General features: G+C 67.7%; 9 protein-coding genes. 3 read left to right on the forward strand and 6 right to left on the reverse strand.

The window, feature by feature from the left end; all coding sequences use genetic code 11:
* The first annotated feature begins 3 nt into the window (after nt 1-3).
* Nucleotides 4-1,842 carry an ATP-binding protein gene (locus H566_RS27705; RefSeq protein WP_051378979.1) on the forward strand — a complete coding sequence of 613 codons (1,839 nt, stop codon included), beginning with the start codon at nt 4-6 and terminating at the stop codon, nt 1,840-1,842.
* A gap of 33 nt (nt 1,843-1,875) precedes the next feature.
* Here H566_RS27705 and H566_RS0118405 read toward each other — a convergent pair whose 3' ends face one another.
* On the reverse strand, nt 1,876-4,086 hold the full coding sequence (locus H566_RS0118405; RefSeq protein WP_028312588.1) for a prolyl oligopeptidase family serine peptidase: 2,211 nt from the start codon (nt 4,084-4,086) through the stop codon (nt 1,876-1,878).
* 112 nt (nt 4,087-4,198) lie between these two features.
* Here H566_RS0118405 and H566_RS0118410 point away from each other — a divergent pair, with 112 nt between their 5' ends.
* Both H566_RS0118410 and H566_RS26245 read left to right on the forward strand, forming a co-directional pair.
* Nucleotides 4,199-4,993 (forward strand): enoyl-CoA hydratase, encoded by a 795-nt coding sequence (locus H566_RS0118410; protein WP_028312589.1) that lies wholly within the window; start codon nt 4,199-4,201, stop codon nt 4,991-4,993.
* Between the two features lie 100 nt (nt 4,994-5,093).
* The gene (locus H566_RS26245) at nt 5,094-6,248 is read left to right on the forward strand and encodes an enoyl-CoA hydratase/isomerase family protein (RefSeq protein ID WP_034412199.1); all 1,155 of its coding nucleotides are present in this window, start codon (nt 5,094-5,096) and stop codon (nt 6,246-6,248) included.
* Nucleotides 6,249-6,311: 63 nt separating this feature from the next.
* Here H566_RS26245 and H566_RS0118420 read toward each other — a convergent pair whose 3' ends face one another.
* From H566_RS0118420 to rpsU, 5 genes are all read right to left on the reverse strand, one after another.
* Nucleotides 6,312-6,824 carry a hypothetical protein gene (locus H566_RS0118420; RefSeq protein ID WP_028312590.1) on the reverse strand — a complete coding sequence of 171 codons (513 nt, stop codon included), beginning with the start codon at nt 6,822-6,824 and terminating at the stop codon, nt 6,312-6,314.
* Between the two features lie 672 nt (nt 6,825-7,496).
* Nucleotides 7,497-9,875 carry an RNA polymerase sigma factor RpoD gene (gene rpoD, locus H566_RS26250; RefSeq protein WP_051378980.1) on the reverse strand — a complete coding sequence of 793 codons (2,379 nt, stop codon included), beginning with the start codon at nt 9,873-9,875 and terminating at the stop codon, nt 7,497-7,499.
* Nucleotides 9,876-10,029: 154 nt separating this feature from the next.
* A complete protein-coding gene (gene dnaG / locus H566_RS0118430; protein WP_028312591.1) occupies nt 10,030-11,856 on the reverse strand; it encodes a DNA primase in 1,827 nt (608 codons plus the stop codon).
* 25 nt (nt 11,857-11,881) lie between these two features.
* Nucleotides 11,882-12,331, reverse strand: a complete 450-nt coding sequence (locus H566_RS0118435; protein ID WP_028312592.1) for a GatB/YqeY domain-containing protein — start codon at nt 12,329-12,331, stop codon at nt 11,882-11,884.
* A 107-nt stretch (nt 12,332-12,438) separates the two neighbouring features.
* On the reverse strand, nt 12,439-12,651 hold the full coding sequence (gene rpsU, locus H566_RS0118440; RefSeq protein ID WP_028312593.1) for a 30S ribosomal protein S21: 213 nt from the start codon (nt 12,649-12,651) through the stop codon (nt 12,439-12,441).
* Nucleotides 12,652-12,684: the final 33 nt, after the last annotated feature.

Below are 12,684 nucleotides of genomic sequence, written 5' to 3' on the forward strand. Positions count from 1 at the left end.
GGCATGCCGGACAAGCGCGCGACCGCGCAGCAGCACAGCGACGACGGATTCGCCGAGGCGCGCGAGCATCTGCGGCTGCGACGCAGCCTGTTCCACATGCTGCTGAGCCTGCCCTTCGCGCTCGTGATCTGCTGGGGGCTGAAGTCGCTCGTGCCGGGCCGGGTACTGCTCGACTGGCTGGCGCTGAAAACGCTTGCAGTGCTGCTGCGCATAGCGATCGAGCGCTGGCGGCTGATGCCCGGCCACTGGCGCCGGGGCGTGCGCGCCAACCATGCGGCCGAGGCCTTCGACGGCCTGACCTGGTCCGCGCTCGGCTTCGGCGTGGCGGCGGCCGCGCGCAGCGACATCGACATGGAGACCATCGCCGTGGTGGTCGGCGCGGGCGCGGTCGGCAACGTGGTGCTGTCGGGCAGCTTCGCTTCGCACGCGATCTTTCTCGGCACGCTGCTGCTGCCGACGGCGGCCTGGCAGCTCGCGCGCGGCGGCGACATTCCGCTGGCCACGGGCGTCTGCCTGCTGCTGCTGTTCGTGCTGCTGCTGCGCGACGGCCACACCGCTTCGCGCGCGGCGGCCGAGCTGCTGCGGCTGCGCCAGCGCCTCGACCATCTGCTGGACGAACGCTCGCGCGCCCTCGCGCTGGCCGAGGAGCGCAGCGCGGTGAAAAGCCGCTTCCTCGCCACCATGAGCCACGAGATGCGCACGCCGCTGCACGGCATGCTCGGCAATGCGCAACTGCTGCGCGGCGCGGTGCTGCCCGAGGGCCGCGAGCGGCTCGCGACGCTGGAACGTGCCGGCGAACACCTGCTCGGCCTCATCAACGACGTGCTCGACTTGTCGCGCATCGAGGCCGGCCAGCTCGCGGTGCAGCGCGCGCCCTTCGACCTCGCCGCGCTGCTGCGCGACGTGACCGACCTGGCCCGCCCGGCCGCCGCCGCCAAGGGCCTCGCGCTCGAACTCGACAGCCGCCTGCCCACGCCCGACTGGCGCCTCGGCGATGTGGCGCGCATCCGTCAGGTGCTGCTCAACCTCGTGGGCAACGCGACCAAGTTCACCGAGCACGGCCGGGTGCTGCTGCGGGCGCGCACCACCGCCGACGGCGGCGTCGCCTTCGAGGTCGCCGACACCGGCATCGGCATTCCGGCCGAGCAGATCGCGCGCATCTTCGACGCCTTCCACCAGCTCGACAGCTCGCTGCAGCGTCGCCACGACGGAGCGGGTCTCGGCCTCGCGATCTCGCGCGAACTGGTGCAGGCCATGGGCGGCGATCTCGCCTGCACCAGCGAGCCGGGGCGCGGCACGAGCTTCCGGTTCCGGCTCGCGCTCACGGCGGTCGCGGCACTGGCCGGCACGGATGGCGTCGGTGGCACCGGCACCGGCACCGGCACCGGCGCCACCGACACCCACGCCGACGCCACGCCCGCCCCGCGCCGCCCGCGCGTGCTGCACGCAGACGACAATCCGGTCAACGCCGCCGTCGCCACCGCGATGCTCGCGAGCCTCGGCTACGACGTGTGCGCGGTGGAGGACGGCGCCGAGGCGCTCGACCGCTTCCGCGCCGCCCCGCCCGACGCGCGCTTCGACCTCGTGCTGCTCGACTGGCACATGCCGGTGATGGACGGCCTCGAGGCGACGCGCCACATGCGCGACCACGAACGCCACCACGGCTGGCCGCGCGTGCCGATCGTGGCCGTCACCGCCAATGCCTACGAGAGCGACCGCGAGGCCAGCCTGCTCGCCGGCATGGACGCGCATCTGGCCAAGCCCTTCGGCCTGACCGAGCTGAGGGCGCTGCTGGAGCCGCTGCTGGAACGGGCCAACAGTCGCGCCAGAAGCCGCGCCTGAAGGAAACCGCGCACCGACCGCCGCGCCAGCTACTCAGCCGGCGGACAGCACGCGCCCGAGCCGCTGCCAGAGGTAGACGTACTCCAGCGCGCCCAGATGCGCGTGCTGCTCGTTGTCCGCCGCGCCGCCGTGGCCGCCCTCGGTGTTCTCAAAGTACAGCAGGTCGTGGCCCTGCGACAGCATGAGCGCGGCCATCTTGCGGGCGTGGCCCGGATGCACCCGGTCGTCGCGCGTCGACGTGGTGAACAGCGGGCGCGGATAGACCGCGTCCGGCTCGACGTTGTGATACGGCGAATAGTCGGCGATGAACTCCCAGTGCTCGGGGTCGTCGGGGTTGCCGTACTCGGCCATCCATGACGCGCCGGCGAGCAGCAGGTGATAGCGCTTCATGTCGAGCAGCGGCACCTGGCAGACCACGGCGTTGAACAGGTCGGGCCGCTGCACCATCACCGCGCCCACGAGCAGCCCGCCGTTGCTGCCGCCCATGATCCCGAGATGGCGCGGGCTGGTGATGCCGCGCGCGATCAGGTCTTCCGCCACGGCGATGAAGTCGTCGTAGCTCGCCTGCTTGCCCTCCTCCACCGCCGCCTCGTGCCATTCGGGGCCGAACTCGCCGCCGCCACGGATGTTGGCAACGACGAACACGCCGCCGTCCTTGTGCCAGACCAGCCCGCGATCGGGCGCGTACTCGGGCGCGAGCGAGATCTCGAAGCCGCCGTAGCCGTAGAGCAGCGTCGGATTGGCGCCGTCGGCCGTCGCGCCCTTCGGCCAGACGACGAAGTAAGGCACCTGCGTGCCGTCCTCCGAGGTGGCGAACAGCTGCTCGACGCGCATGCCCTCGGCGTCGAACCATTGCGGCGAGCGCTTGAGCAGTTCGCGTTCGTCATTGGCGGTGCTGCACAGCCACAGCGAATCGGGCGTGAGGAAGTCGGTGTAGTCGAGCAGCCAGCGCTCGGAGAAGGGGTCGTCGGCGATCTCGGGGTCGTGCAGCGAGCCGAGGTCGAGCGTGCCGGGATGGGGCGCCTCGATCTCGCGGCGGGTCCAGGTTCCGTCGTCGTGGCGGTGCCAGGCTTCGAGCCGGCCGGCGACGTTGTCGAGCACGGTCATCAGCAGATGGGTGGCCGTGGTGTCGTAGTCGTCGAGCGAGCGGGTGTCGGTGGGCGTGAACAGGATCGTGAAATCGCGCGCGCCGGCGAGGAAGGCGTCGGCGTCGATCGCGAGCAGCGAACCGGCCAGGTAACGGGAATCGGCCAGCTCCCAGTCGCTGCGCAGGGTGACGAGCAGCGTGCGTTCCCAGAAGTCGGCGGAGGCGTCGTCGGGCAGGTCGAGCTTGACGCGGCGGCCGGGGGCGCGGCCGGCGGGGACGTCGAGGCCGCTGACGGAGGCGCGCTTGGTCGCGGTCACGCCGGCAGCCTGCCCGGTCACGCCGGCCGGCGCACCGTCGTCTGCGGCGGCCGGGTTCGCGCCGTCCACGCGCAGCTCCAGCCAGGTCTCCTCCCGGTAGAAGTCGAGCGAGCGCGTGAAGATGGTGCGCTCCCAGCCCGGCGTGCGATCGACCATCACGCCGACGCTTACGTCCTCCTCGTCGCCCTCGAACACGGTCTCGGCCGCGTCCAGCGGCGTGCCGCGCTTCCAGCGCTTGATGACGCGCACATAGCCCGAGCGCGTGAGCGAGCCGGGGCCGAAGTCGGTGCCGACGAACACGGTGTTCTCGTCGATCCATTCGATGTCGCTCTTGGCCTCGGGCAGCGCGAAGCCGCCCTCGACGAAGCGCTTTTCCACGAGGTCGAACTCGCGGATGACGGTGGCGTCGGCGCCCCCGCGCGACAGGTGGACGAGGCAGCGGCGGTAGTCCGGCCCGAGCGCGCTGGCGCCGGCCCAGACCCAGTTCTCGCCCTCGGCCGCGCCGAGCGCGTCGAGGTCGAGCACGGTTTCCCAGGTCGGCTGCGGCTGGCGCCAGTCGTCGAAGCTGGTGCGGCGCCACAGGCCGCGCTTGTGCTGCTCGTCACGCCAGAAGTTGTAGAAGAAGGCGCCGCGCCGCGTCACGTCGGGAATGCGGTCGGGCGAGTTCATGACGCGCAGCAGCTCGGCACGGATGCGGGCGTAGCGCGGATCGGCCGTGAGCTCGGCCTCGGTGAGGGCATTGCGCTCGCGCACCCAGGCGAGGGCTTCGGGCGAATCGACGGCTTCGAGGTGCAGGAAGGGATCGGTCATTGCGGCGTTGTGCTGAGGCGGACCGGCCACTCTAAGGAGGCGGATCGGCAACGCCAAGCGCAACTCCGGGCAACCCGCCTTCCGCGCGTCAATCCGGGGCCGTATGGTGTGCGCCTTTCCAACCGCACGCGCAGGCCACGCCATGTCCCGAGACAACCTCAGCCACGAAAACCTCTACGTCGAGTTCCATGACGGCGGCGTCGCCGTCATCGTCCTGAACCGACCCAAGGCGCTCAACGCGCTGTCGCCCGACCTCACGCGCGAACTCGGCGCGGCGCTCGACACGCTCGAAGCCGACGACACGATCGGCGCCGTGGTCGTGACCGGCAGCGCCAAGGCCTTCGCGGCGGGCGCCGACATCAAGGCGATGAAGGACTGGAGCTACATGGACGTGTACGGCGCCGACTTCATCACCGCCACCTGGGAGCGCCTGACCACCTTCCGCAAGCCGACGATCGCGGCCGTGGCCGGCTACGCCCTCGGCGGCGGCTGCGAGCTGGCGATGATGTGCGACTTCATCCTCGCCGCCGACACCGCCAGGTTCGGCCAGCCCGAGATCACCATCGGCACCATCCCCGGCGCCGGCGGCACCCAGCGCCTCACGCGCCTGATCGGCAAGAGCAAGGCGATGGAAATGGTGCTCACCGGCCGGATGATGGACGCCGCCGAGGCCGAGCGCGCCGGCCTCGTCAGCCGCATCCTGCCCGCCGAAGAACTGCTGCCCGAAGCCATCAAGACCGCGCAGAAGATCGCCGGCATGTCGCGCCCGATCGCGATGCTCGCGAAGGAATCGGTCAACCGCGCCTACGAGACCACGCTCGCCGAGGGCATCCGCTTCGAGCGCCGGCTGTTCCATTCCACCTTCGCGACGGAAGATCAGAAGGAAGGCATGGCCGCCTTCGTCGAGAAGCGCGCGCCGGCCTTCCGCAACCGCTGATCGCGGCGGGCCGCGCCACCGCATCGATCGCCCGCGCGGCCTGCTCCGGCAATCAACGCCGCCGACGCCGCGCACGGCGGCCCACCGAGGAGACATCCGCATGACCGACCCCATCCGCGCCGAACGCCATGGCCCGCTCGGCATCCTCGTGCTCGACCGTCCGGCGGCCCTCAACTCGCTCACGCTCGACATGGTCCGCGCGCTGCACCGCCAGTTAGACATCTGGTCCCATGACGACAACGTGCAGGCCGTGCTGCTGCGCGGTGAAGGCGGCAAGGCCTTCTGCGCCGGCGGCGATGTGCGCGCGGTGCGCGACTGGACGCTCGCCGGCGGCGACGCGGCCCACACCTTCTTCGTCGAGGAATACGCACTCGACCTCGCGATCCACCGCTATGCCAAGCCCGTCATCTGCTGGATGGACGGCATCACGATGGGCGGCGGCATGGGGCTGGCCCAGGGCGCGGGCCTGCGCATCGCCACGCCGAGCACCCGCGTCGCCATGCCGGAGACGGCGATCGGCTACTTCCCCGACGTGGGCGGCAGCTGGTTCCTGTCGCGGCTGCCCGGCGCGCTCGGCGTGTGGCTCGCGATGACCGGGCAGACGCTCGCGGGCGCGGACGCGGTCGTCGCAGGCCTCGCCGACTGCCTCGCCACCGACACCGACCTGCCCGCGCTTGTCGCGCTGCTCGCCGCCCGGCCCTGGGGCCGCGAGCCGGCCGTCACGCTGCTCGGCGAGATCGCGGCACGGCTCGGGCCGACCGCCGCCAGCTTCGATCAGGACGCGCCGGCATCCGCACGAACCGGCGTCGCCCACGCAAGCGACGTCACCGATGCAGATGCCGCCCGCGCCGCCATGGCGCCTGCCGAGCGCTCTGGCGGCGCCAGCGTCACCTTGCCCGGTCAGCTCGCGCTGATCGACCGCCACTTCGGCCAGCCCGACGTCGCGTCCATCCTCGCCTCGCTCGCCGCCGACCGCGGCGACTGGGCACGCGACACCCTCGCCGTGCTGCGCTCGCGCTCGCCGTTCGCGGTACGCATCGCCTTCGAGCTGATCCGGCGCGGACGCCGGCTGCCGCTCGAAGCCTGTTTCGCGATGGAACTCGCGCTCGACGACGCCTGGCTGCCGCGCGGCGACTTTTGCGAAGGCGTGCGCGCGCTGCTCGTCGACAAGGACCGCAATCCGCGCTGGCGCCATTCGCGCATCGAGGAGGTGAGCGAGGACGAGGTGCAGGCGATGTTTGCCGGCACGGCTTGAGCCGGCACCGCGCCGGGCCGGATTGCCGCCCCGATCAGAGCCGGATCGCCGGACCGCGCCGGTTCAGCCCTCGGCCCGCGCCGACCATCGCCGCAGGACCAGCCCGATCACGCCAGCCCCGAGTCCGAACGCCAGCGCCGCATCCGCCTCCGGCACCGCGCCCGTGATCACGCGGATGCCGCCCGCGCCCACGCCCCAGGGCGACAGCACCGCCGTGCCGGTGATGGAGTAGCTGCCCGGGCCGATTTGCCAGCTCGCCGAACTCCAGCGCGGATCGAGCAGCGCCATGTCGTAGCTGCCGACGTAATCGTCGATACCGCCTTGCGGCATCGAGGTCAGGCCGAGCAGCACGCCGTTGTTGTAGATGGCCAAGCGGTCGCCACTGAGGTAGAGGTCGGTCACGGTCAGCAGTGCCGTCGTGTCGAGCGTGAAGGTGAACGGCTCGTAGGCGAACGGCTCGCCCTCGCCATGGAAGGTGAAGGAATGCCAGCTCCCGTCGGTCGGGATGGGCGTGGCCCTGACATGCGATGCCCACAGCGATGCACCCGCCGCAAGGGCGAGCAAGGTCTTCTTCATCGATTTCCCCTGATGTTCCCGCTCAGCATTTCTAAGCTTTTTCCTTAGATTTGTCGGGTTATCAGGACTATGCACACTCGGCTCGTGCATTACGGTACGGAGATTCCCCGCCCGCCGACCGGTCTCGCCCGAGCGCCAGTCGGCGTCGTGAGTCGGAAGCCGGAAAAGCAAAACGGCGATCCGCGCAATTTGCACGGATCGCCGTTCGCGTGGAATGAAAGCAATGGCCTTCATTCCTGGATTGGTGGGCCCCCTGGGAGTCGAACCCAGCACCAACGGATTATGCCTACCCGCCACGGCTTTCGCCGCCCCTTTCGGGTTTGGGGTCTGGACTGTCTCTTGTCGTTACGACCTGCCCGTACAGTCTCTACACGTTCTCCAATTGCTTGGAGCTTCGCTCGGGATTGCCACGCCAATTCGATTATCGAATTGCCAGAGGTTTCCCCGAATTTGAGCAGTTCTATCCGGCACCAGAGTCAACTTGCCGCCGGACAACCCATTCGGCGCATTCCATCGACGAAACTCGTGATCGCGTCGGCAGGAAATTGCCACTTAAGTCCGCTGCTCTAACCAGGCATGAGCTAGAGGCCCGAAAAACATCAGGCCGGAAGTTTCAGGTCAGGCCACGAATGGCGCAACTGGAAATTTCCGGCCCAATACGGCATTTGCCGATCAATTGCCCTCGAGGAAGGACTTCAGCTTGTCGCTGCGGCTCGGATGACGCAGCTTGCGCAGCGCCTTGGCCTCGATCTGGCGAATCCGCTCGCGCGTCACGTCGAATTGCTTGCCGACTTCTTCCAGCGTGTGGTCGGTGCTCATCTCGATGCCGAAGCGCATGCGCAGCACCTTGGCTTCGCGCGGCGTCAGCGAATCGAGCACTTCCTTCGCGACAAAGCGCAGGCTCGAATACTGGGCCGCATCGGCCGGTGCCAGCGTGACCGTATCCTCGATGAAATCGCCGAGATGCGAATCGTCGTCGTCACCGATCGGCGTTTCCATCGAGATCGGTTCCTTCGAGATCTTCATGATCTTGCGGATCTTGTCTTCCGGCATTTCCATCTTTTCCGCCAGCGTCGCGGGATCGGGTTCCGAACCCGTTTCCTGCAGTATCTGACGGCTGATCCGGTTCATCTTGTTGATCGTTTCGATCATGTGAACCGGAATCCGGATGGTGCGGGCCTGGTCGGCAATCGAGCGCGTGATCGCCTGACGAATCCACCACGTGGCGTAAGTCGAGAACTTGTAGCCACGACGGTATTCGAACTTGTCGACCGCCTTCATCAGGCCGATGTTGCCTTCCTGGATCAGGTCGAGGAATTGCAGGCCGCGATTGGTGTACTTCTTGGCAATCGAGATCACGAGACGCAGGTTGGCCTCGGTCATTTCGCGCTTGGCCTTGCGGGCCTTGGCTTCGCCGGTCGCCATCTGCTTGTTGACTTCACGCAGATCCTTCAGCGGCAGCACGACGCGCTTCTGCAGGTCGATCAGCTTCTGCTGGAGTTCGTGAATCGCCGGCAGATAGCGCGCCATCACGGTCGCGTAATCGCGGCCCGAATTCACTTCGGCCTTCGCCCATTCGAGATTGGTCTCGTTGCCGGGGAATTCCTTGATGAAATGCTGGCGCGGCATGTTGCACTTGTCGACGCAGATCGAAAGGATCTGGCGCTCGAGCGAACGCACTTCATCGACCTGGCCGCGCAGCGAATCACACAGCTGCTCGACGATCTTGGCGGTAAAGCGGATGCCCATCAGCTCGCTGAGGATTTCCTCGCGTGCCTCGACATAGGCCTTGCTCATGTAGCCCGACTTCTCGAGCGACGCCTTCATCTTCTCGAACTGCTTGTTCGCACGCTCGAACTTCTCGAGCGATACGATGCGGAGTTCCTCGATCTGCTTGGCGGTCATGCCGCCGCCCGGACCGGTTTCCTCTTCTTCCTCTTCCTCGATCTCCTCTTCTTCCTCGTCATCGCCGGCGGCCGCCGCCGCGACGGCCGACGGCGGAATGTCGGCGGCGTTCGGATCGACAAGGCCGTCGACGAGGTCGTCGATCGCCATGTCGCCGGCCTTCACCTTGGCGGCGAGGTCGAGAATCTGGGTGATCGTGGTCGGGCAGGACGAGATCGCCTGGACCATGTGACGCAGGCCGTCCTCGATGCGCTTGGCGATCTCGATTTCGCCTTCGCGCGTCAGCAGCTCGACCGAGCCCATCTCGCGCATGTACATGCGCACCGGGTCGGTCGTGCGGCCGAATTCGGAATCGACGGTGGACAGCGCGGCTTCGGCTTCTTCCTCGGCGTCTTCGTCCGACGCGACGGCCGGGACGTTCTCGTTCATGAGAAGCGTCTCGGCGTCGGGCGCCTGGTCGTAGACCGAGATGCCCATGTCGTTGAACGTGCCGACGATCTGCTCGATCTGCTCGGCGTCGACGATGTCGTTGGGCAGGTGGTCGTTGATCTCGGCGTAGGTGAGGAAGCCGCGTTCCTTGCCCAGCTTGATCAGCGCCTTGAGGCGCGCGCGGCGGACTTCGACGTCCTGGTCACCCTCGGCGCCGTTGCCGATGTTCTGGATCAGCTTGCGCTCGGCCTTGCTGCCGCCCTTGCCGCGGATGCGCGGCGCGGTCTCGGCGGCTTCGGCCACGGCCACGTCCGGATCGTCGAGCGCATCGGGATTGCGCGTGGGCTTGCGACCCGGCTTGCCCTTCGGCACATCGCTCGCTGCTGCCTTGGGCTCGGGCTTGAAGTCGTCGTCCTCGTCATCGTCTTCGGAGGACTTCGCGGCGACCGAGGCCTTGGCCTTGGTGACGCGCGCGGTCTTGGTCTCGGGCTTCGCTTCCTTGGTCGCGACGGCCTTGACTTCCTTAGGCTCGGCGGGCGCCTTCGACTCGGCCGGCTTGGGCGCGCGCGTGCGCGTGGCGGGCTTGGCCGCCTTGTTTTCAGGGTCTTGAGTGCTCAATTTCACCTTGCTTGCGGTGGAAACCGCCGTCTTTGCGGGCTGAGCCGCGGCTTTCCTGCTTGCTTCAGTTGCCGGAGTTGTCGCTTTGGTAGTCGCCATGGATCCAGGGAGTCATCCAGAGCACGGCGTGGGTGGCGCCGTGGCAAAGCCCGTGCAAACCAACGTTCCGCCACTGTCCTCGGGCTCGACAGACACGAGCGGCGGGCGCAAGTCGTTGAATGGAAAACCAATTATTGTAGCAAACGAGCCACTTTCAAGCCCCGGATATTTCTCGGTTACCGCTTCGAAGCTTGATCCGCTCGGCTTGCAGTTCTCGGAACTGCGACATGTCCATTCCCGACCCCTGGGCAATCAGCTGCTGGATTTCCGACTCGACCCGGTTGAGCCTCAGGCGCGCGAGTCCTTCCGCAAGTTCCGTGCGCGCAAGCTGGGCTTCGGGGTCTTCTTCGGGTGAATCCTGACTGTCACCACCGGCATCGGTTGCGCCGTCGGGCAATTCGGCATCGACGGCGGCGCGCAATTCGGCCGGTGGATCGAACTGCTGGAGCTGCGCATGAATCGTCGCCGTCGTGACATGGCCATGACCGGCGCGCGCCAGTTGGATGAGCAGCCGCAGCGATTCCTCGATCGGGCTGCCCGCCAGCAGGATGGCCTCGTCGTCGGTGCTCATCTCGCGCGCTAGCGCCGGATGGCGCGCCAGCAGCAACAGCAGCTTCTGTTCGAGCGAAGCAACCGGCGCGCGCGCGGCCCTGGGCGGCGCCGGCCGCTGCTGCCAGCGCGACACGCCCAGCTCGTTCATCGCCGCGCCGGTCTCGATCTGCGCGAGCTTGGCCAGTTCGTTGCCGAGCTGGGTGCGCAGCGCCGCGCCCGCGACCTGACCGATGAGCGGCTTGGCGCTCGACATGAGCCGCGAGCGCCCTTCGGCGGTGCGCAGATCGCAGTCGGCCGTGAGCTCCTGCAACAGGAAGGCCGACAGCGGCATCGCGCTCGCGACCTCGGCCTCGAAGGCCTCGGCGCCGCGCTCGCGCACGAAGGTGTCGGGATCGTGCTCGGACGGCAGGAAGAGAAAGCTCAGCAGCTTGTCATCGCCCGCGTGCGGCAGGCTGGCTTCGAGCGCGCGCCACGCGGCCTTGCGTCCGGCGCGGTCGCCGTCGAACGAGAACACCACGCGATCGACCTGACGCAGCAGCTTCTGCACATGCACCGGCGTGCAGGCGGTGCCGAGCGTCGCCACCGCGTTGCCGATGCCGCTCTGCGCGAGCGCCACCACGTCCATGTAGCCCTCGACTACCAGCACGTAGCCACGCTCGCGGATCGCCTCGCGCGCCTCGAACAGCCCGTACAGCTCGTTGCCCTTCTGGAATACCGGCGTCTCGGGCGAGTTGAGGTACTTGGGCTCGCCCTTGCCGATCACCCGCCCGCCGAAGCCGATCACGGCGCCGCGCGGATTGCGGATCGGAAACATCACGCGGTCGCGGAAGCGGTCGTAGCGCTTGGCGCGCTCGCCATTCTCGGCTTCCTTGTCGATGACGAGGCCGGCGCTGACGAGCTCCTTCGCGTCATAGCTGTCGAAGGCATCGCGCAGGCTGTCCCAGGCGTCGGGCGCATAGCCGAGGCCGAATCGTTTCGCGATTTCGCCGGTCAATCCGCGCTGGCGCAGGTAATCAATGGCTTTCGGGCTGGCGCGCAATTGCTTTCGATAGAAATCGGCCGCCTTGGCGAGAAAGTCGGTGAGCGAAACGGCTTCGGACTTTCGTTTCGCGATTTCGGCCGGCGGCAATCCGCCGTCCTCGCGCACGACCTGCATGCCGACGCGCCCGGCCAGATCCTCGACCGCTTCGGGAAACGTCAGCCCGCTGAATTCCATGATGAAGCCGAGCGCGCTGCCATGCGCTCCGCAGCCGAAGCAGTGATAGAACTGCTTGGTCGGGCTGACGGTGAAGCTCGGGCTCTTCTCGCTGTGGAAGGGGCAGAGCCCGGAGAAATTGGCGCCGCCCTTGCGCAGCTTCACGTACTGGCCGACCACGTCGACGATATCGACGCGGTCGAGCAGATCGGCGATGAAGCTCTGCGAAATCATCGGCGCGGGCGGCTGGACTGGCGCTTCAGCGCGGCGAGAGCGCCGCCTTCACCTTGGCGGACACGACGGTCATGTCGGCCTTGCCGGCGAGTTCGCCCTTGAGCGCGCCCATGACCTTGCCCATGTCCTGCGGGCCGGCAGCGCCGATGCGGGCCACGGTCGCGGCAACGGCGGCCTCGATCTCCTCGGGCGTGAGCTGGGCCGGCATGTAGACCGACAGCACGTCGAGCTCGAAGCGCTCCTTGTCGGCCAGATCGGTGCGGCCACCGGCCTCGAACTGGGTGATCGAGTCCTTCCGCTGCTTGATCATCTTCTCGACGATGGCGAGGACGACGGCGTCGGTGATCTCGATGCGCTCATCGACTTCCTTCTGCTTCATCGCGGCCGTGAGGAGGCGAATCGCCGACAGCTTGGCGCTGTCCTTGGCGCGCATCGCCGTCTTCATGTCCTCGTTGATCTGTTCCTTGAGACCCATTTGCGTGACTCCGTGAGCTGAAGCTCCAAATGCGAAAGCCCGCGGTGGCGAGGCCAGCGCGGGCTGTGACCGGGTTGCCGGATCAGGCAACCGTCATGCGAGCTCGATCAGTAGAGCTTCTTGGGCAGCATCTGGCTGCGCAGGCGCTTGTAGTGGCGCTTGACGGCAGCGGCGAGCTTGCGCTTGCGCTCGGCGGTCGGCTTTTCGTAGAACTCGCGGGCGCGCAGTTCGGTCAGCAGACCGGTCTTTTCGATCGTGCGCTTGAAGCGGCGAAGGGCGACTTCAAACGGCTCGTTTTCCTTGACTTTGACGGTAGGCATGTGTCGTGGCTTGTTCCAAAAAGTGCCGCGAGT

The organism is Derxia gummosa DSM 723 (genome assembly GCF_000482785.1).
Lineage (GTDB): Bacteria > Pseudomonadota > Gammaproteobacteria > Burkholderiales > Burkholderiaceae_E > Derxia > Derxia gummosa.

Excerpts from the sequence above, each read along its gene's own strand:
- H566_RS0118435 (WP_028312592.1), bottom strand. The coding sequence starts at position 12,331 with ATGGGTCTCAAGGAACAGATCAACGAGGACATGAAGACGGCGATGCGC.
- H566_RS27705 (WP_051378979.1), top strand. The coding sequence starts at position 4 with ATGCCGGACAAGCGCGCGACCGCGCAGCAGCACAGCGACGACGGATTC.
- rpoD (WP_051378980.1), bottom strand. The coding sequence starts at position 9,875 with ATGGCGACTACCAAAGCGACAACTCCGGCAACTGAAGCAAGCAGGAAA.
- H566_RS0118420 (WP_028312590.1), bottom strand. The coding sequence starts at position 6,824 with ATGAAGAAGACCTTGCTCGCCCTTGCGGCGGGTGCATCGCTGTGGGCA.
- rpsU (WP_028312593.1), bottom strand. The coding sequence starts at position 12,651 with ATGCCTACCGTCAAAGTCAAGGAAAACGAGCCGTTTGAAGTCGCCCTT.
- H566_RS26245 (WP_034412199.1), top strand. The coding sequence starts at position 5,094 with ATGACCGACCCCATCCGCGCCGAACGCCATGGCCCGCTCGGCATCCTC.
- H566_RS0118410 (WP_028312589.1), top strand. The coding sequence starts at position 4,199 with ATGTCCCGAGACAACCTCAGCCACGAAAACCTCTACGTCGAGTTCCAT.
- dnaG (WP_028312591.1), bottom strand. The coding sequence starts at position 11,856 with ATGATTTCGCAGAGCTTCATCGCCGATCTGCTCGACCGCGTCGATATC.